Origin of the sequence: Bordetella flabilis (assembly GCF_001676725.1) — a bacterium.
GTDB classification, from domain to species: Bacteria; Pseudomonadota; Gammaproteobacteria; order Burkholderiales; family Burkholderiaceae_B; genus Bordetella_C; species Bordetella_C flabilis.
In genome coordinates this window covers 251179-271002 of sequence record NZ_CP016172.1, presented here as the reverse complement: position 1 = coordinate 271002, position 19824 = coordinate 251179, and the positions used below count along the sequence as shown (strand labels likewise).

Genomic DNA, 19824 nt, shown 5'->3' with positions numbered 1-19824 from the left:
GGTTCGTGCATCGGCCTGAACTTGCCGCCCTTCCACCCGTCCGCGCATTCAGTCATCCGGCCGCAAGGCGGGGATGCCGCCGCGCTCCGATCGCGATGGCCGTGAGATTCTTCTGATATGCAGGGCCGCAAGCTGTCCTTACCATCCCCAGGTCCTACCATCTGGAGCCGCCCCGCAGGCAAGGGCGAGCGCCACGCATCGCATCGCCCTCCCCGGCGGCCAAAGCATGGCTTTGCGGGACCCAAGGCGCGACACATATCAGCGGCATGCGGCAAGGCATTTTTCTCATTCACGGACTTGGCGGCACGCGGCACGACATGGGCAACATGTCCGCCGTGCTCGAACGCGCGGGCTACGCCGTGCACGCCATTACGCTGCCCGGACACGGCACCCGGCCGCATGACCTGATCGGCATCGGCGCGGCGGACTGGCTCGGCAGTGTGCAAAGCACCTACCGCCGGCTGCTGCAAGACCACGGCACCCTGCACGTCGTCGGCATGTGCATGGGCGCGCTGCTGGCCGCCGAGGTCTGCAAGCTGGAACAACATGCACGCGGCAAGCTGGTCTGCCTGGCCGCGCCCGTCTTCATCGACGGCTGGCGCATGCCCTGGTACCGGTGGATCCGCAAACCGCTCTACGCCGTCCCGGCGCTGGCCAGCCGCATCCGGGTCATGGAAGAAGAACCCTACGGCATCAAGAGCAGCCGGGTGCGCGCCGTGGTGCGGGCCAAGTTCAAGCGAGGCGACGCCTTCCACTACCCCTGGGTGCCGCTGTGCAGCGTCCGTGAAGTCGACGTACTGCGTGCCCAGGTCAGGCAGGGGCTGGACCGCATTCCGTGCGAGACGCTGATCGTCCACGCGCACGAGGACGAGCTCACGTCCGTGCGGTCGGCGACCTTCCTGCACCGGCATATTCCGCGCAGCACGCTGGAGCTGCTGCGCGACAGCTACCACATGGTGTGCATCGACAACGAACGCTACGCGGTCACCGCGCGCGTCCTGGAATTCCTGCGGGCCGGACCTCGCCCGGCGCCCGCGACGCGCCCCGCAAGACGGCCGCTGCGCCTGGCCGCCGAAGCCAGTTGATCGCCGCCCGCCCGGGACGCTGCGCGCACCCGCGCACGGCGGCGTTTCACGGGCCCGTCATATTGGTGACGTAGTGTCACAGCCCTTCCACACAATAAGAAGGGCACGTCCACTATGCCGAAGTTCCTGGATCATGCGGCGCCTGCCGCGCTGGTCGCCACGATGGCCGCCGCCATGACGCCGATGGCCGCCAGCGCCGCATCCGTCACGGTCGGCAGCGGCCAGACCGACACCAAGCGCTACACGCTATCGGGCAGCGACAGCGCACAGATCGCCAATGGCGGCACGCTGGACACCTCCGGCACCGCCCTGACGCTGAACGCCGGCGCCGCGGCGCCCGGACTCAGCGTGCAGAACGCCGGCACGCTGCGGTCCGGCAACCGGGGCATCGACACCAGCGGCAGCGGTGGATCGCCGTTCATCTTCACCCTGAACAACCTGGCCGGCGCGGCCATCGACACCAGCGACGACGCCGTGCGGATCAACACCGACGTGCCGGTCGGCAGGATCGTGGTGGACAACGCCGGCACCATCACTTCGCAAACCGGACAAGCCATCGATTTCGACAAGATCGACACCGCCGGCAATGTCGTGATCAACAATCGCGCCGGCGGCCTGATCCAGGCCATGGACGCCGACGCCGTACGTCCGGGCGAAGGCGGCGTGGTCAACAACGACGGCCGCATCATTTCCTATGCGCCCGCCAATACATCCGGCGATCCCGACGACGACCCCTCGAACGACGGCGTCGACCTGCAGGGTCACGCCGCCACGGTCAACAATAACGCCGGCGGGCTGATTTCCGGGGCTCGCCACGGCATCACCAGCGACGTCGACGTGAATGTCAGCAATGCCGCCGGCGGGACCATCATCGGCCGCAACGGGTCCGGCGTGGGATCGGACGGCGACGGCACCGTCGTCAATTACGGGACCATCACGGGCGCCGTGGACACGACCTCCGTCAACGGCGACGGCGACGGCGTGGACATCGACGGCAATGCCAGCATCACCAACTACGGCACCATCCAGGGCGTAGGCGCCAAGGGCGAGAAAGACGGCTCCGCCAACACCAGCGAAGGCGTTGCCGTGGGCGGCGGCACCATCCGCAACATGACCGCGGGCTCGCTGATCAGCGGGCAGACCAACGGCATCCTCGTGGACGACAGCAATGCCGGCAACGCGCCGGCCCCGACCGTGATCGTGAACAACGGCACCATACGCGGCGTGGCGGGATTCGGCATCAAGCTTATCGGCAACCAGGCGGACAGCGTCACCAATGCCGGCCTGATACAGGGCGGCAACGGCCTGGCGCTGGACATGGGCGGCGGCGACGATACGCTCGTCGTGCAGGGCGGCGGCCGCTTCGATGGGCTGGTCGACGGCGGCGCCGGTACCGACACGGTGCGACTGGTGGGCAGCGGCAGCTTCGCCGGCGCCAGCAACTTCGAACTGCTGAATATCAGCGGCGGCGCCTGGATCCTGACCGGCAGCCAGCAGTACGCCAACGGCATCACGGTGGCCAGCGGCGGCAGCCTGGATGTGCAGGGCAGCCTGGCCGGCATGCTCGACGTGGGCGCGGGCGCGGTACTGGACGGCAACGGGACCCTGGGCAGCGCGCGCGTGGCGGGCACCGTTTCGCCCGGGCATTCCATCGGCACGCTGACCTTCACCGGCAACTACACCCAGCTGCCCGGCTCCACCTACCAGGCGGAAATCGCCAGCGGCGGGCAGTCCGACCTGATCAGTGTGGCGGGCACGGCGACGCTGGACGGCAGCGTGGTGGTGACGCCGCTGCCCGGGACGCAGGTGGCGCCGGGCCTGCGCTACACCCTGCTGTCGGCGGGCCAGGGCATCGATGGCAGCTATGCTTCGGCGACCAGCACCGCGAGCTTCGTCTTCCTGCAGCCGGACCTGTACTACGACGCCAACCACGTCTACCTGCAGTTCGACCGCAACGCCACGCGCTACGCCGATTTCGCGCAGACGCGCAACCAGCGCGCCGCCGCAAACGCCGCGGACAGCCAGCCCAACGGCCAGGTCGTGCACGACACCATCGCGCTGATGGGCGACGACGAGTCGGCCTTGCGCGAAGCGTACGACAGCCTGTCCGGGGAGATCCACGCCAGCCTGAAAAGCGCACTGATCGAAAACAGCCAGTACACCCGCGACGCCATCAATGACCGCCTGCGCTCGGCCTTCGCCGGCGATGCGTCGGGACCGATACGCACGGCGTCCGCGGCCGGCGTGGATACGCTGCCCGGGGCGGCCGACCGCGGCGCCGTCTGGGCGCAAGCCTATGGTTCGTGGGGCGGCATCGACGGCAATGGCAACGCCGCCAGGCTGGACCGCAACGTCGGCGGCTTCATCGTCGGCGCCGACTTTCCCCTGGGGCGCGGCTGGCGCGCCGGCCTGGCGGCGGGCTACGACCACAGCGACCTGGACCTGGACGGGCGTGCCAGCGGCGCCGGCATCGACAGCTACACGGTGGCGGCCTACACCGGCACGCGCATGGGCCCGTGGGGCCTGCGACTGGGCGCGGCCAGCACCTGGCACGACATCGACACGACGCGCAACGTGGGTTTCGCCGGTTTCGCCGGGGAAACCGACAAGGCCTCGTATGGGGGCAACACCGCGCAACTGTTCGCGGAAACCGGCTACACCATCGAGCGCGGCGCCTCCACCTTCGAGCCCTTCGTGGGTCTGGCCTACACCAACCTGCACACGCGCGGCTTCGACGAAGGCGGCGACGCGGGCCTGTCCGGCCGCAGCGACAATACCGGGGTGACGACTTCCACCGTCGGGCTGCGGGCCTCGACGCGCTTCGACGCCGGCGGCAAGAGCGGCGTGCTGCGCGGCATGCTGGGCTGGCGCCACGCCTTCGGCGACACGACGCCGACCGCAACGCAATCGCTGCCCGCGGGTTCGCCGTTCACGGTCGCCGGTGTCCCGGTCGCCGTCGACGCGGCCATCATCCAGGTCGGCTTCGACCTGAATCTGACGACGCGCGTCAAGGCCGGCCTGTCGTACACCGGGCAGCTGGGCGACGGCGTACACCAGAACGGTGTCATGGCCGCGCTGAAGGTCGCGTTCTAGGCCGGGGCGGGGGAACCCGCCCTAGCGATAGCCCACCATCGTTGCCCGCAGCTGCGATGCGGTTTGCCGCAGCGGCTGCAGGAATTCCGCCATGGCGCGTTCCTGGTCGTAGGTTCCGGCCTGCAGGCTGACGTTGATGGCGGCGGCGATCGCGCCGTCCTGGTCGCGTACCGGCACGGCAAGGCCGGCGATCGAATCATCCAGTTCCCCGTCCACCCAGGCGTAGCCCTGGCCGCGCACCCCCAGGATGATGTCCTTCAGGCTGGCCCGATCCACCACCGTGGTCGCGGTCAGCTTCTTCAGCACGGCCGCGTCCAGGTAGGCGTCCAACGCGTCATCATCGAGTCCGGCCAGCAGTACGCGGCCCATGGATACCGCGTGCGCCGGCAGGCGGCTGCCCAGCGATGGACTCATGGGCAGGATGCGCCGCGTATGCAGCCGCTGCACATAGACGATGTCTTCCTCGTCCAGGACCGACACGGCGCAGGACTGCCCGATGCGCGCGCCCAGTTCTTCCAGCGCGAGTTGCGATTCGCGCCAGTACGGCAGCGTGTAGAGGTAGGAAAGTCCCAGCCGCAGCACCTTGGGCGTCAGCCAGTAGTGCTTGCCGTCCGTCCTGACGAACGCCAGCTCGATCAAAGTCATCAGGAAACGGCGCACGGCCGTGCGCGGCAGGTCGACGGCCGCGGCCACGTCGCCCAGCGTCTGGCGCGCCTGGCCCTGCCCCATGGCTTCGATGATCTTCAACCCGCGCGCGAAGGTGCGGACGAAGGACTCGCTTTCCGGTGTGGCCACGCATTCCTCCCCGCCGTGCACGGCACGGCTGCGATACGGCTGTTGCTACGGCGGCGCGGCGGCGACCTGACCCGGCCCCTGCCCGGGCACCCGGCAAGCGCGCGATCAGGCACTTGGCCCGGACGCTTGACACGACCCGGCCTGCCGCCGACAATGACCATAGAGCGGATGTAAATATCCGCTTAGCGGTTATTCTAACACGATGATCGCCGCACGCAAGCCCGGGCCCGGCATGCGAGACCCCTACAACCGCCCTGGAAAGGCCATGACACAAACCTTCGAGACAGACTTCTGGAAAGACGCCGCCTCGCGCAAGATCTGGGACGACATCGTGCCCGGCGAACCGCGCAAGACCATCCCCTACACCCTGACGCTGGAAGCCATCCAGAAGTACTGCAAGGTGGTGGGCGACATGCACCCGCTGTACTTCGACGAGGAGTACGCCCGCAAGTCGCCGTACAAGGGGCTGATCGCGCCGCCCGCCATCCACATCCTGCTGATGTTCGCCTGCACGCCGACCGATGACTGGATGCGCAGCCCCGGCACGGTGAACGCCGGCCAGTCCTGGAGCTACAACGTGCCGGCGCGCCCCGGCGACGTCATCCGCCTGGATGCGCGCGCGCTGGACAAGTTCATCAAGAAAGACCGCCTGTTCGTGGTGCACGACAACGTCTTCTTCAACCAGAACAATGAAGTGATCTGCTCCGGCCGCGGCTGGACGATCCGCCCGATGTGAGGAACCCGCCATGACGACGCATACCTTCGACACCCTGGCGCCCGGCGTGAAGATCGACGGCACGCCGTTCTCGCCCACGCGCGAATCGATACGCGAATTCTGCGAGGCCTCGCTGGACTTCAATCCCCTGCATTGGGATGACGAGTACATGAAGGGCAGCTTCGGCAAGACGAATTTCGGCGGCATCATCATGCACGGCATGAACAATTTTGGCGTGATCACCAAGATGCTGACCGATTGGCTGCACCCCAATGGGGGCGTACAGCGCCGCCTGGAAACCCGCTGGAAAGCGCCGGTCAAGCCGGGCGACACCATACGGCCGCAGGCCGTGGTGACCGCCACGCGCAAGACCGAGAAAAGCCGCTGGGCAACGCTGGACGTGCAGGTGCTGAACCAGCGCGGCGAAACCGTGGCGGTGGGCGAGGCCATGGTGGAATTCCCGCTGGCCTGAAACGCGGTCCCGCGGTCCCGGCCGCGGGACCGCGCGGGAACGAACCCGGACGCCGCGCGCCGCCATGCGCGCCGCGCGGACATCCGGACCACAATAGACAGGAGACAAGCAATGAAAACCTGGTTGCGTACCGCCGTGGCGCTTTGCCTCGGCCTGACCTGCATGGCCGGCCCAGCCGCGTCCGCGCAGGACTTCCCCGACCGTCCCGTGCGGCTGGTCGTACCTTTCCCTGCAGGGGGCACCACGGACATCCTGGCGCGGCTGCTGGGCAATGCGCTGAGCGCGAAGTGGTCCCAGCCCGTCGTCGTGGAGAACAAGCCCGGCGCGAGCGGCACGATCTTCTCCGAACAACTGGCGCGCAGCGCGCCGGACGGCTACACCCTGATGGTCACCGCCACCCACCACGTCATCAACCCCGCGCTGTACAAGAACCTGCGCTACGACACCCGTACCGACTTCACGCCCATCGCGCTGGTGGCCGCGGTGCCCAATGTGCTGGTGGTGAACCCGGCCTTCCCCGCCAAGACCGTGGCCGAACTGATCGCCTACGCCAAGGCCAACCCGGGCAAGGTCAATTTCGGCTCGGCCGGCACGGGCGGGGCCAACCACCTGTCCGGCGAGCTCTTCAAGTCCATGACAGGCGTCGACATGGTCCATATCCCGTACAAGGGCGCGGCGCCGGCCTTGAACGACCTGTTGGGCGGGCAGATACGCGTGATGTTCGATTCCGTGCCAGGCGTGCTGCAGCACATCAAGGCGGGCAAGCTGCGCGCGCTGGGCGTGACATCGCTGACCCGATCGCCGGCGCTGCCGGACGTACCCACGCTGGACGAAGCCGGCGTCAAGGGCTTCGAAGCCACCGCGTGGTTCGGGCTTTACGGCCCCGGCAACATGCCCGCCGACCTGACGGCGCGGCTGTCGCGCGACGTGCTGGCCGCCCTGCAAAGCCCGGAGATCAAGCAGCAGTTCGCGCTGCAGGGCGCCGAGCCGGGCACCATGACGCAGCCGCAGTTCGCGCAGTTCGTCAATGCCGAAATGGACAAATGGGCCAAGGTCATCGCCGACGCCCACATCACCATCCAATAGGAGCATGTGCATGACGGTCAATCCGACGTCAGCCGCCGGCGCAACGCCCCCTGGCCGGGGCGGCGCACCAGCGCCGTCCGGCGGCACGGACGCCGCCGCGCGCCCCGGCCCCGCGGCGGGCGCCCTGTCCCACATCCGTGTCCTGGACCTGTCGCGCATCCTGGCCGGTCCCTGGTGCACGCAGAACCTGGCGGACATGGGCGCGGAGGTCATCAAGGTGGAGCGCCCGGGCACGGGCGACGACACGCGGGCATGGGGACCGCCCTGGATACGCGAAGCCGAAGGCCGGGACACGCGCGACTCCACCTATTACGCCGCCGCCAACCGCGGCAAGAAATCGCTGACGCTGGACATTTCCACGGCCGACGGCCAGCGTATCGCGCGCGAACTGGCCGCGCACAGCGATGTGGTCATCGAGAACTACAAGATCGGCGACCTCAAGCGCTACGGCCTGGATTACGACAGCCTGCGGGCCGTCAATCCGCGCCTGGTCTATTGCTCCATCACCGGCTACGGACAGGACGGGCCCAGCGCGCACAAGCCGGGCTACGACTTCGTCTTCCAGGCCCTGGGCGGCTTGATGAGCATTACCGGCGAACGCGACGACCTGCCCGGCGGCGGCCCGCAGAAAACCGGTATCGCCATCGCCGACGTGATCACCGGCATGTACGCCACCATTGCCATCCTGGCCGCGCTCAATCATCGCGACGTCTCCGGCCAGGGCCAGTACATCGACATGGCCCTGCTCGATTGCATCGTGGCGCTGGGCGGCAACCAGGTCACGGGCTATTTCGCCAGCGGCAAGGTGCCGCACCGCTACGGCAACGCGCACGCCAGCCTCGTGCCGTACCAGGTCTTCACCGTCGCCGACGGGGAAATCGTGGTGGCCGTGGGCAACGACGACCAGTGGCAGCGCTACTGCCGCGCCATCGACCGGCCGGACCTGGGCGCCGATCCGCGCTGGCACAAGGTCACCGGGCGCATCCAGGACCGCGACCAGCTGGTTCCCCAATTGGCGCGCACCATGCTGACGCGCGGGGCCAGGGAATGGATCGAACGGCTGGAAGGCCACGGCGTTCCATGCGGCCCCATCAACGACTACGCCCAGGTGTTCGAGGACCCGCAGGTGCGGCATCGCGGCCTGCGCGTCGACATTCCACGGCCCGGCGACGCGAACGCCGTCGTCTCCACCATCGCCAGCCCGCTGCGCCTGCAAGGCACGCCCCCGCGCTACGACCTGCCCCCGCCGCGGCTCGGCGACAGCACGTCCTATGTGCTGGAAAGGCTGCTCGGGTACTCCACCGAACAGGTGGCGGCGTTGCGGGACAAGCGTGTGGTTTAGCGCCCTGCCTCATCTTTTCAGGAAAGCGTTTCATGGATGCGAACGAAAGCGCCACGCGGGAGTCCCCGCTGGCCACCTACCGGCGCCACCTGGCGCGCGGCGAACTGGCCTACCAATATGACCCGGTCGCGCAGCGCCCCGTGTTCCCGCCGCGCGTGCTCGCGCCGGGATCCGGCGCCACGGACCTGCCCTGGCGCATCAGCGCCGGCGCAGGGACCGTGCACGCCGTCACCGTCGTGCGTCCGCGCGACCAGGCGCCGTACAACGTGGTGCTGGTCGACGTCGACGAAGGCTTTCGCATGATGAGCCGCGTCGAAGGCGTCGCGCCCGCCGACGTGCGCATCGGCATGCGGGTGCGCATGCGGGCCGTGCAGCCGGACGGCGACGACGCGCCCTATCCTGTTTTCGACGTACCGGAGGCTGCATGACGCCCGCCCTGCAGCGCGGCCACGTCGCCATTGTCGGCGCCGCCGAATCCGACCTGGGCAAGGTCGCGCCCGGCCTGGGCGCCATCGACCTGATGGCCCAGGCCGTGGGACGCGCGCTGGACGACTGCGGCCTGGCGCTGGCCGACGTCGACGGCGTCTTCGCCACCACCTCGCAGAGCCGCATGCCGACCCTGGCCCTGTGCGAATACCTGGGCATCGCGCCGCGCTACCACGACGCGACCAATATGGGCGGCGCGTCGTTCATGTCCATGGTGGCCCACGCGCAGGCCGCCATCGCGGCGGGCTTGTGCGAAGTCGCCGTCATCGCGTATGGCAGCACCCAGCGCAGCATGGGCCGCGCCAACGTGGCGGCGCCGGACGCCAACCCGCACGAGGCGCCGTACCAGCCCTTGTACACGGCCAGTTCGTATGCGCTGGCCGCGTCGCGCCACATGCATGTCCACGGCACCACGCGCGAACAACTGGCACGGATCGCCGTCGCCGCGCGGCAGTGGGCGCTGCTGAACCCGGTGGCCTGGGAGAAGAAGCCGCTGACCGTGGCGGATGTCCTGGCCTCGCCGATGATCAGCGACCCGCTGACGCTGCGCGACTGCTGCCTGGTGACCGACGGCGGCGGCGCGATCGTACTGACCCGCGCGGATCGCGCGCGCGACCTGCGCAGGCCGCCGGCCTACGTACTGGGGCTGGGCGAGGCCCTGGGCCATTACTCGATATCGTCGATGCCCGACCTGACCACCACCGCGGCGGTGCAGTCCGGCCGGCAGGCCTACCAGATGGCCGGGCTGGCGCCGGCCGATATGGACGTGCTCCAGTTGTACGACGCGTTCACCATCACGACGCTCCTGTTCCTGGAAGACCTGGGCTTCTGCCCGAAGGGCGAAGGCGGACGCTTCGTCGAAGATGGCCGCATCGCGCCGGGGGGCGCGCTGCCCGTCAACACCAGCGGCGGCGGCCTGTCCTATTGCCATCCCGGGATGTACGGCATCTTCGCGCTGATCGAAGCGGTGCGGCAGCTCCGCGGCGCATGCGGCGCGCGCCAGGTCCCCGGCTGCGCGACCGCGCTGGCGCACGGGAACGGCGGCACGCTGTCGAGCCAGAGCACGGTCATCCTCGGCACGGCGGCGACGCTCTAGCCTTTTCCGGCCAGGGCCGGCCCCGCCCGCATACCCTCCGTGCGGAACGGGCTGCCCGCCGGCCCCACGCCTTATAGCGCGCCCTTGAATGACTTGGTCCAGTAGTCCAGGAAGGCCGACTTGCCCGCGGCGAGCTTGTCCAGCGAATAGGGATAGATGCGCGACAGCTCCGCGTCGGTGAAGGCCACGCGCTTGCGCAGGTCGTCGGGCAGCGAGGCGTTGCGGACCGTGGGCGCGTAACCCATGGCGCGCGCGAAATGCACCTGGCCCGCCGGCTCCAGCAGCGCGTTCAGGTAGGCCCATGCCGGGCCGGGATTGCGCGAGTTCTTCGCGACGGCCGCCTCGAATGTCACCGGTATCGCGCCCTCCTTGGGAATGACGAAGTCCAGCGGCAGGCCCGCGTCGCGCCATTGCAGCGCGCGCGCCTTCCACATGCACGCCATCCAGATCTCGCCGGACTTGAAGGCCGTGGCCACCGCCTCGTTGGACGGGTAGATGCGCGGCGTGTTCTTCACGAGTTCGCCCAGGAACTTCTTGCCCGGCTCGAAACTGTCGATGTGGCCGCCGCTGCCGCCCGCGCCGACGAACAGCCCGTTGTACAGATACAGAATGTCGGAGAACCCGACACGGCCCTTGTACTTCGGGTCCAGCATTACCTGCACCGAATCCGGCGGCGTGGAAAACTGCTGCGTGTTATAGACCAGCGTCATCGCGCTGAAGATATGCGGGATGGAATACGCCGTCTTGAACTGGTCATACACCTGGGCCAGGTTCGGCACCTCGGCCGCATGGCTCTTGATGTCCGCCAGCGCCTTGGCCTGGGCGGCATCGTACATATCCACATCGCCCAGCAGCGCGACGTCCATGCTGCCCCGGCGCGCATCGCGCTCGGCCCGCAGCTTGGTCACGCGCGGCACGGCGTTGCCGGTCTGGAAGACCACGCCGATGTCCTGCTTCTCCATCAGCGGCGATATGTATTGCTGGAGCAGGTTCTGGTAATCCCCGCCCCACGTGCCCACCACGACCTCCTTGCCGGCGGCCTGCGCCAGGGCCGGGACGAGCGGCAGCGCGGGCGCCAGCGCCAGGCCGGAAGCGGTTTTCAGGAAGCTGCGACGCTGTATACCCCGATGGTTCATGATCGATCCCTTATGTGAAAGTAAGCCCGGCAATCGCGGGCAGAAACCGCATGCCAACTGCACACATGAATGACCCGGCCGCCGCACGCGGCCCCTGGCCCGCACGTGCCGGCGCGCTCACGGACAGGCCGTGAGCACCACCGGTGCGTCCGCGCCCAATGTCGCCAGCGCCTCGGCCTCCACGTCGCGCGTGATGACGATCAACACATCCTGTTCGGACGCCAGCGTAGCCATGCGGCGCGGCATGCCGAAGGTCGTTCCGACACTCTGGATCAATACCGGCTCGGCGCAATCGCTGACGCGCAGCAAGGCCTTCAGGCGCAACAGCCGGTCGCCGCACAGCCCCGCCAGGTCGTCGAGCCAGGTCGAGAACGTGGCCCATGCCATGGGCTCGCGTACCGTTCCGCGCCACACCCGGATGCGCGGATGGCGCATGGCCCCGGCTTCGGCGCCCGCGCGGCGCAGCGCTTCCAGGGCCAGCGTCGTGACCGATGTACCGGGCAGGCCGGCGAAGGCTTGCGCGACGGCCTGCGCGCGGTCCGGCTCGGCGACGATTTCCGCCAGCGGGTTCAGGGCCTGGGCGCGCCGCCGGTGCTCCGGCAGCGTGGCGGCCGGCACCGTGTCGGTTTTGGTCAGCACGATGCGCTGCGCGGCGGCGAACTGGGCGGCGGCTTCCTCGAACTGTTCGTTGCCCAATGCGCCGCGCGCGCAATCGTAGGTGGTCACCACCGACAGGCGCAGCCCGCGCGCGGCCAGCTCGGGATCGGCCAGGGACGCGATGATGGGCCCGGGGCGCGACAGTCCGCTGGTCTCCAGGATGATGCGCGAGAGCGCGGCGCGGCCCGGCGGACGCGGCGCATCCAGCAGCGCGTTCACCGTATGCACCAGCCCGCTGCGCAGGGAACAGCACACGCAACCATTGGCCAGCATCCGCATCGGAACGTCGTCGCTGCCGTCGGCGACGATGGCGCCGTCCACGCCGATCTCGCCGGCCTCGTTGACGATCACGCCCGTATCGCCGGCATCGGCGCGCGCGAGGAAATCCACCAGCAGGCTGGTCTTGCCGCTGCCCAGGAAGCCGGACAGGATGACCAGGTCAACGGGCGTGGGGCGGTCCATCCGGATCTCCTTCCCAGCTGCCCTGGACCAGCTCGCGCACATCGGCCAGCAATTGTTCCGTGTCGTAGACCACGCCGCCCTTGATGGTATGGCGCAGCGCCCGTTTCCACTCGACCTGGCCGGTCTCGTCGTTCAGGCGCATGGCGCCGGTGCCGTACAACAGCTTGAAGTCCTCCAGCGGGTTCTGGTCATGCACCAGCAGGTCCGCGCGCCGGCCGACGTCGACCGTCCCCGTGTCGCCGTCCACGCCCAACAGCTCGGCGCCCAGCGAGGTCGCGGCGCGCAGCACCTCCAGCGGATGGAAGCCGGCCTCCTGCAGCAATTCGAGTTCGCGCACGAAGCCGAAGCCATAGATCTGAAAAATGAATCCGGAGTCGCTGCCCGCGCAGACGCGCCCGCCCAGGTTCTTGTATTCGTTGATGAACTGCATCCACAGCCGGTAGTTCTGCTTCCATTCGATTTCGTTGGTCGTGCTCCAGCGATACCAATAGGCGCCATGGCCGCCGCGCTGCGGCTGGAAGTACTTCCAGATCGCCTTCCAGGTGTAGTCGTCGTGCCAGTCCGCGCGCCGCGCGCGCATCAGGTCGCGGTTGGCGTCATAGATGTTGAAGGTAGGCACGAAGGTATGGCCGAGCTCCAGGAATTTGTCCATGACCTCGCGCCATTTGGCGCTGCCCGGCTGCGCCGCCTGCATGAAGGTCTGGCCGGCCAGCGCGAAGCGGTAATACTCGTCGCCGTAGTTGTAGTCGGTGGGGAAGTCCTGCACCACGCGGTTCTCGAACAGCGCTTCCGGCAGGCCGTAGTAATGCTCGGAGCTGGTCAGGCCCCATTGCGCGGATTTCAGCGCGTTCACCCGGGTCACCGCCATCTGCGCATGGTGGCAGCCGGAACGCAAGCCCAGCTTGCGTGCCTCGTCCAGCGCGGCCTGCATGATGGCCGGGGGCGCGCCGAAGAACTTGATGCCGTCGGCGCCGCGCGCCTGGATGCGCCGCACCCATTCGCGCGCCTGCTCCGGCGTATGGATGGTCTTGACGCGGTCGTTGACCGCCGGAAACACCACGTGCGCGACGATGCGCGGCGCGGCGATTCCGTTGCTTTCGGACAGCGCCTTCTGTTCCAGGTTCCAGCCCAACCCGTTCATCGAACCCATCTCGCGCACGGTGGTCACCCCATGGGCCAGCCACAGCTTGTAGATATAGTCCGCCGGCGGCACGACGCCGCTCATCGTGTGATACGGCGTACCGATATGCGCGTGCGAGTCGACGAATCCCGGGGTGACGAACTTGCCGTGGCAATCGATCTCATGGTCGCCCGCCGCCGGGCGACGGTCGGGATGGATGGGCTTGTGCGGCGTGCCCACGTTCACCAGCGCGACGATGCGGTCGTTCTCCACCACGATGTCCACCGGTCCCCAGGGCGGCGCTCCCGTGCCGTCGATGATGGTGGCGCCGCGCAGCACCAGGCGACCGAACGGCCCCTCGCCGCGGTCCCGCGCCGTGGCGGCGACCGGCGGGTGCCACCCCTTGGCGGCATTCAGCGCTCGGGATTCCTCGCCGACTTCCACGTCTGCATAGGGATTGTCGATGGGCATGCTGGCGCTCCGTAGTGGGCTGGGCAGTCGGGTACGTCGCGGGCCGGATCGTGGGCGACGTAGTGGGCGATGCAGTGTGCAATGCAGTGGCGCGGGGTAGTCGGCGGCGTAGTCTCATGTTGCGGACCGGGATACGCCAGCTTCCCGTTCAGGCCGCCAATGCGTCATGGAAGATCTTCCCGTCCTTCATGACCAGCCCGATATGGTCACCCTGCCCCAGCAGGCAGGACACGTCGCGGTAAGGGTTGCCATCCACCACCAGCATGTCCGCCATGGCCCCCGGCACGATGCGTCCCAGCCGATCCCGCATGTTCAAGACCTCCGCCGCGATCGTGGTGGCGCTCTGGATGACCTCGCGCGGCGTCAGCACCTGCGCACGCAGCCGGAACTCGTCGCTTTGCAGCCGCTGCGAAGGACCCAGCAGATCGGAGCCATAGCCCATCTTCACGCCCGCGCGCTTGTAGATTTCCAGCGAATGCAGGCCCGCGGTGCGCACCGTGGCGATCTTGGCCACGCTGTCGGCCGGCAGGCCATAGTCGGCGCCCTCGTTGGCCAAGGCCTCGTAGGTGATCAGCGTGGGCACCACGTAGGCGCCGCGCTCGGCCATCAGGGCGGCGGCCGCCTCGTCCACCAGGTTGCCATGCTCGATGGTGCGTACGCCATTGGCGACGGCGCGCGAGATCGCCTGGGCGGTGTAGGCGTGCGCCATCACATAGGTCTGGCGGCCTGCGGCCTCGGCGACGATGGCGCGGATCTCGTCCTCGGCATAGCCGAAGGCGGCGATGGGGTCGGTCGGCGAAGCCACGCCGCCCGAAGCCATGATCTTGATCTGGTCCGCGCCCATCTGCAATTCCTGGCGCACAGCCTTGCGCACCTCGTCGACTCCGTCGGCCACGCGGCCGATGTCGCCGGCGCGAAAGCAGCAGCCGCAGAAGCTCATGGGCCGCAGGTGGTCGGAGCGCGGCCGTGGATCGCCATGGCCCCCGGTCTGGCTGATGGCGTGCCCGGAGATGAACAGCCGCGGCCCCACGACCGTGCCTTCCTCCACCGCGCACTTCAGGCCCCAGCCCGCGCCGCCGGCGTCACGCACGGTCGTGAAACCCCGGCGCAGCATGGCCGCCATGATGGGCACGGCGCGCATCATCACCAGCGCATCGGGCAACACGCCTTGCGTACTCAGGTTCAACTGGGTGGCCAGCACGTGGACGTGCAGGTCGATCAGGCCAGGCATCAAGGTACGGCCACGCAGGTCGATGGCGCGCGCGCTGGACGACTGCAGCGGCCGGTCGGAGACCTCCTTGACGGCGCCGCCTTCCACGAGCACATGCATACCCTCCTGCAGGTCGGGCAAGGCCGGGTCGAGCAAGGTCGCGTTCTGGAACAGGATGGAAGTCATGCGGGGCTCCGTAGCGTATCGCGTGGGGAATTCGGTTCAGGACGACATGGTGCGCACATAGCGGCGGTGGATCAGCCAGTTCGACAGCACGGCCATGACCAGCGTGGCGCACACCAGGATCAGCGCCATGGCGGACCCGAAGGGCCAGTTCGATGCCCGCGTGATCTGGTCGTACAGGGCAGGCGCCATCATGGTCAGTCCCGTGCCGCCCAGCAGCACCGGCGTGGCGTAGGCGTTCATGCACAGGATGAACACCAGCATGGTGCCCGCCGCGACGCCGGGCGCCGCGATGGGCAGCACCACGCGCCGGAAGGTGGTGAAGAAATCGGCGCCCAGGTTGCGCGCCGCTTCTTCCACCGAAAAGTCGATGCCTTCCAGCACGCTTTGCAGGGTCAGGATCAGGTATGGCATCACCACGGCCGTCGTGCCGATCACCACGGCGGCCGGCGTGTACATCAGTTGCACGGACTCCGTGACCAGGCCCAGGCCCTTCAGCACCGTGTTCACCACGCCGGCATTGCCCAATATCACCATCCACCCCGCCGCGCGCACGACATTGCCGACCAGCAGGGGGAAGACCAGCAGGATGATGAACAGGCTCTTGTAGCGGCTGGTCGTCTTGGCCAGGAAGTACGCCACCGGAAATCCCAGCACCAGGGCCAGCACGGTACACAGCGCGGCCACGCCTATCGTCGTCATGAAAACGCCGCGGTAATAGGGATCCGCGAAAAACCGCACATAGTTTTCGCCGGTAAAGGCCTGCTGCATCATTTCGGCCGGATCGAAATGGTTGAAGCTGTACCGCGCCAGCATCAGCAGGGGCACCATGATGACGACGATCACCACCAGGGACGCCGGGAAGGCCAGGCCGGCGCCCATCCCGCGCGACTGGCGGGCGCCGCCCAAGGCCGGTCGCATCACGGTGGCGCTCATGGTGCGAACATCACGCAATCCGCCGGCTCGAAGCAGGCGTACACGCGTGACCCGATGCGGGTCGACGCGCCATCGTGCCCGGCGCTGTTGGGCAGTTGGCAGCAGATCGCCTCGCCGCTTTCCAGCTTGACGCGGACCTCCAGCTGGGCGCCCATGTAGACGGTGGACTCCACCGCGCCCGGCAGGGCGTTGCGGCCGCTGGGCGCGGACGCCAGGCGCACCCGTTCCGGGCGCACGCCCATATGCGCGGCGGCCGCCGGCCCGTCCTCCACGTGGATGCGAGCCCCGCTCGCCGTGCCGAATATCCCCCGCTCCGCCAGATTGCCCTTGAAGAAATTCATCTTGCCCAGGAAGTCGGCCACGAACAGGTTCGCGGGGCGCTCGTACAGCGCCTGCGGCGTGCCCACCTGCTGCACCTTGCCGTCATGCATGATGGCCATGCGGTCGGCGATGGCAAGGGCCTCTTCCTGGTCGTGCGTCACGAAGATGGTCGTCAGCCCCAGACGCCGCTGCAGGGCGCGGATTTCCTCCCGTACTTCGAGGCGCAGCTTGGCGTCCAGGTTGGACAGCGGTTCGTCCAGCAGGAACACCTTGGGCTGGATGGCCAGCGCACGCGCAATGGCAACCCGCTGCTGCTGGCCGCCCGACAACTGGCGCGGATAGCGGTCGCGCAGCGCCGTCATGCGCACCATGTCCAGGACCTCGCGGATGCGCGCGTCGCGCTCGCCGGCCGGCACCTTGTGCATCTCCAGGCCGAACGCAATGTTCTGCGCCACCGTCATGTGCGGGAAAAGCGCATAGCGCTGGAACACCATGCCGGTGTCGCGCTTGTGCACGGGCAGCGACGTCACGTCCTTGCCGCCGATCCGTATGGTGCCCGCGGATGGCTCGATGAAGCCGGCGATCATGCGCAGGGTGGTGGTCTTGCCGCAACCGCTCGGCCCCAGGAAGGTCACCAGTTCGCCGTCGGCGATATCCAGGGAAAAGTCGGCCACCGCGACGGCGGAGCCGAACTGCTTGTGCAGATTTTCGAGTGCGACCTGGGCCATGACGCTCACACTACCTGGCTTAGTTTTACGAAGCGATCGGTCACCAGCATGATGATTCCCAGCAGCACGATCTGCACGGACGACACGGCCGCGATGGTCGGGTCCAGGTTGAATTCCAGGTATTGCATGATGGCGATGGGCAGCGTGGTGCGGCCCGGTCCCACCAGCGACAGGGACAATTCCAGGTTTTCGAAGGACACGATGAAGCTGAACAGCGCGGCCGCCACGATGGCCGGCCGCAGCATCGGCAGGGTGATGCGCAGGAAGGCCACGCGGCCGCTGGCGCCCAGGTTGCGCGCGGCTTCCTCGATGGACGGATCCAGGCCCGCCATGCTGGCCGATACCAGGCGCACGGTCCACGGGATGGTCAGGCAGACATGGGCGATGACCAGCCCGCCATAGGTGCCGACCACATCCATGTCCAGCAGGTTCTCGGCACGCAGGTAGAACAGGTAGATGGCGATGCCGGCGACGATGCCCGGCACCAGCAGTGGCGAAAGCAGCACCGTATTGACCCACGCCGCGCCCGCGAAGCGGTACCGGATGATGCCCAGGGCCGCCATGACGCCGACCGCCACGCCGCACGCGGCGGCCAGCAGGGCGACCTGCAGGCTGAACAGGAAGCCGTTGGCGAAGGCGTCGTTGTCCCAGGCCTTGAGGTACCACTGCAGCGTGTAGCCGGACGGCGGGAAGTACAGGATCGCGTCCTTGAAGAAACTCAGCCAGACCACGAAGATCAGCGGGCACAGCATGAAGAAATACATCAGCGCGACGAAGGCGCGATGCAGGGTGCGCGCCCAGGGGATGGGGCCGCGGCGCCGCGTCATCTGGCGTTCCGCATCCATCGCGGGAGTAGCTGTCGTCGCCAAAAGCGTTCCTCGATGCAGGGTCACCGGCATGGCGGGAAGGGGTCCCGCGAATAAGACGAAGGCCGGCAATGGGAGCCTCATCTTAGGAAGGTTGTTCGCCGCCTGGAATAATGGTTAACCTCAATAGGCAGGCGTCGGTACCCGGCCAGCGGCCGGGTAGCACCCGGGGCGTGGAAAAGGACAACCGGGCGGCGGCCCGCCGCACCGCATCCGGACGCCGCCGCCCGCTGCGGAAGACCGCCCTCGCATCGGACGGCGGCGCAGGGCTCAAACGCCTCCGTCCGTCAGCCGGTACCAGGTCACGACCGCGTTCACATAGACGCGTCGCAAGCCATACAGCGGAAAAGGCTTGATCGGCGTGAGCGGGACGGGCAAGGCGGCCTGGTCGCCCTCCGCCACGTACCGCGCCATGGCCTGTCCCATGGCGGTCTGCAGCCCCACGCCGCGCCCCTGGCAACCGATGTCGATCAGCACGCCCGGCGCCGGTTCGTGCAGGTGCGGCAGGTAGTCGCGCGTGATGGCCACCCGGCCGCACCAGCGGTATTCGAAAGGAATGCCGGCGACCTGCGGAAACATCTTCACCATCACGCGCTCGAGGTGGCGCCAGTCCTGCGGGCCCTTCGGCTCGCGGAAGGGCCCGCGCCCGCCCATCAACAACCGGCCCTGGTGGTCCAGGCGGAAGTACAGCAGCAGGTTGCGCGTGTCCGAGCACACCTGGCCCTGCGGCAGGATGCTGGCGCGCACGTCGTCCGGCAGCGGCTGCGTGGCCACCTGGAAGGTATTGGCGTCGATGATGGTCGGCTTCAGGCCCGGCCACAGGTCCGCGCCATAGGCATTGGTGCACAGGATCACCCGGTCCGCCGTCACCGTGGCGCCGGACGCCGTGGCCGCCACCCATTTGCCGGCCTCGCGGCGCAGTGCGCGCACCGGGCTGTCCGTATGCAGGCGTGCGCCGGCCCGCATGGCGGCGCGCGCCAGTCCGCGCACGTAGCTCAGCGGCTGGATGGTGCCGGCACGGCGGTCGAGCCAGCCGCCCAGGTACTTGCCGGTGCCCAGCCGCGCGGCAACCTGCGCGCGATCCAGCGCCTGGACATCGGCCCCGTGCCGGGTCCATTGCGCCGCGCGGCGCTGCGCCAGCTCCAGCGCCGCGCGGGTATGCGCGCCCTGGATCCAGCCCGCGCGCACGCGCGGCACGTCCATGCCATGCCGTTCGATCAGGTCGAACACCGCGTCGGCCGTGCCTGCCGCGAAGCGCAGGACCTGCGCTCCGCGCTCCGGACCGTAGCGTGCCATGAGCTCGTCGGGATCGTATTTCAGGCCGGGAATGACTTGTCCGCCGTTCCGGCCGGAGCCCCCGAAGCCGATCTCGCGGGCTTCCAGCACCAGGGCGTCCACGCCGCGCTCGGCCAGGTGCAGCGCGGTGCTGAGACCCGCGTATCCGGCGCCGATCACCAGCACGTCCGCGCGCGTGGATTCCTGCAACGGCACGGTCGCGGGCGCGGGCGCCGCGGTGGCTGCCCACAATGACGGCGCAAGCGGAAAGGGTTCCTGCGGCATGGCT

The 19824-nt window shown here is 68.4% G+C and carries 17 protein-coding genes; 8 read left to right on the top strand and 9 right to left on the bottom strand.

The window, feature by feature from the left end:
- Nucleotides 1–317: 317 nt before the first annotated feature.
- Entirely contained in the window at nucleotides 318–1085 is a 768-nt protein-coding gene (locus BAU07_RS01285) for an alpha/beta hydrolase (RefSeq protein WP_232338221.1), read from the top strand.
- A gap of 114 nt (nucleotides 1086–1199) precedes the next feature.
- Complete coding sequence (locus BAU07_RS01280; RefSeq protein WP_066652988.1) at nucleotides 1200–4178, top strand: autotransporter outer membrane beta-barrel domain-containing protein; 2979 nt, start codon at nucleotides 1200–1202, stop codon at nucleotides 4176–4178.
- Nucleotides 4179–4199: 21 nt separating this feature from the next.
- On the opposite strand, the gene BAU07_RS01275 is transcribed toward BAU07_RS01280, so the two are convergent.
- Entirely contained in the window at nucleotides 4200–4973 is a 774-nt protein-coding gene (locus BAU07_RS01275; RefSeq protein WP_066652981.1) for an IclR family transcriptional regulator domain-containing protein, read from the bottom strand.
- 265 nt (nucleotides 4974–5238) lie between these two features.
- Between BAU07_RS01275 and BAU07_RS01270 the strand changes: the two genes are divergently transcribed.
- The 6 genes from BAU07_RS01270 to BAU07_RS01245 all read left to right on the top strand — a co-directional run bounded on the left by BAU07_RS01270 (nucleotide 5239) and on the right by BAU07_RS01245 (nucleotide 10170).
- Nucleotides 5239–5709, top strand: a complete 471-nt coding sequence (locus tag BAU07_RS01270) for a MaoC family dehydratase (protein WP_066652978.1) — start codon at nucleotides 5239–5241, stop codon at nucleotides 5707–5709.
- Between the two features lie 10 nt (nucleotides 5710–5719).
- Complete coding sequence (locus BAU07_RS01265) at nucleotides 5720–6160, top strand: MaoC family dehydratase (RefSeq protein WP_066652970.1); 441 nt, start codon at nucleotides 5720–5722, stop codon at nucleotides 6158–6160.
- A 111-nt stretch (nucleotides 6161–6271) separates the two neighbouring features.
- A complete protein-coding gene (locus BAU07_RS01260) occupies nucleotides 6272–7246 on the top strand; it encodes a Bug family tripartite tricarboxylate transporter substrate binding protein (RefSeq protein ID WP_066652967.1) in 975 nt (324 codons plus the stop codon).
- A gap of 10 nt (nucleotides 7247–7256) precedes the next feature.
- Entirely contained in the window at nucleotides 7257–8588 is a 1332-nt protein-coding gene (locus tag BAU07_RS01255; protein ID WP_084025064.1) for a CaiB/BaiF CoA transferase family protein, read from the top strand.
- Nucleotides 8589–8620: 32 nt separating this feature from the next.
- The gene (locus tag BAU07_RS01250) at nucleotides 8621–9016 is read left to right on the top strand and encodes a Zn-ribbon domain-containing OB-fold protein (RefSeq protein ID WP_066652965.1); all 396 of its coding nucleotides are present in this window, start codon (nucleotides 8621–8623) and stop codon (nucleotides 9014–9016) included.
- A complete protein-coding gene (locus BAU07_RS01245; protein ID WP_066652963.1) occupies nucleotides 9013–10170 on the top strand; it encodes an acetyl-CoA acetyltransferase in 1158 nt (385 codons plus the stop codon). The genes BAU07_RS01250 and BAU07_RS01245 overlap by 4 nt, the downstream gene beginning before the upstream one ends.
- Before the next feature lie 71 nt (nucleotides 10171–10241).
- Here BAU07_RS01245 and BAU07_RS01240 read toward each other — a convergent pair whose 3' ends face one another.
- The 8 genes from BAU07_RS01240 to BAU07_RS01205 all read right to left on the bottom strand — a co-directional run bounded on the left by BAU07_RS01240 (nucleotide 10242) and on the right by BAU07_RS01205 (nucleotide 19820).
- Nucleotides 10242–11306, bottom strand: coding sequence for an extracellular solute-binding protein (locus BAU07_RS01240; protein ID WP_066652961.1), 1065 nt, complete (start codon nucleotides 11304–11306; stop codon nucleotides 10242–10244).
- Nucleotides 11307–11423: 117 nt separating this feature from the next.
- On the bottom strand, nucleotides 11424–12425 hold the full coding sequence (locus tag BAU07_RS01235) for a CobW family GTP-binding protein (RefSeq protein ID WP_066652956.1): 1002 nt from the start codon (nucleotides 12423–12425) through the stop codon (nucleotides 11424–11426).
- Entirely contained in the window at nucleotides 12403–14016 is a 1614-nt protein-coding gene (locus BAU07_RS01230; protein WP_066652953.1) for an amidohydrolase family protein, read from the bottom strand. Before BAU07_RS01230 ends, BAU07_RS01235 begins: the two co-directional genes overlap by 23 nt.
- A 148-nt stretch (nucleotides 14017–14164) precedes the next feature.
- Nucleotides 14165–15412 carry a metal-dependent hydrolase family protein gene (locus BAU07_RS01225; protein ID WP_066652951.1) on the bottom strand — a complete coding sequence of 416 codons (1248 nt, stop codon included), beginning with the start codon at nucleotides 15410–15412 and terminating at the stop codon, nucleotides 14165–14167.
- A 36-nt stretch (nucleotides 15413–15448) separates the two neighbouring features.
- The gene (locus tag BAU07_RS01220) at nucleotides 15449–16345 is read right to left on the bottom strand and encodes an ABC transporter permease (RefSeq protein WP_232338220.1); all 897 of its coding nucleotides are present in this window, start codon (nucleotides 16343–16345) and stop codon (nucleotides 15449–15451) included.
- Nucleotides 16342–17394, bottom strand: coding sequence for an ABC transporter ATP-binding protein (locus BAU07_RS01215; protein ID WP_066652949.1), 1053 nt, complete (start codon nucleotides 17392–17394; stop codon nucleotides 16342–16344). The genes BAU07_RS01220 and BAU07_RS01215 overlap by 4 nt, the downstream gene beginning before the upstream one ends.
- Before the next feature lie 5 nt (nucleotides 17395–17399).
- A complete protein-coding gene (locus tag BAU07_RS01210; protein WP_066664498.1) occupies nucleotides 17400–18221 on the bottom strand; it encodes an ABC transporter permease in 822 nt (273 codons plus the stop codon).
- Between the two features lie 309 nt (nucleotides 18222–18530).
- Complete coding sequence (locus tag BAU07_RS01205; protein WP_066652947.1) at nucleotides 18531–19820, bottom strand: NAD(P)/FAD-dependent oxidoreductase; 1290 nt, start codon at nucleotides 19818–19820, stop codon at nucleotides 18531–18533.
- Between the last annotated feature and the right edge of the window lie 4 nt (nucleotides 19821–19824).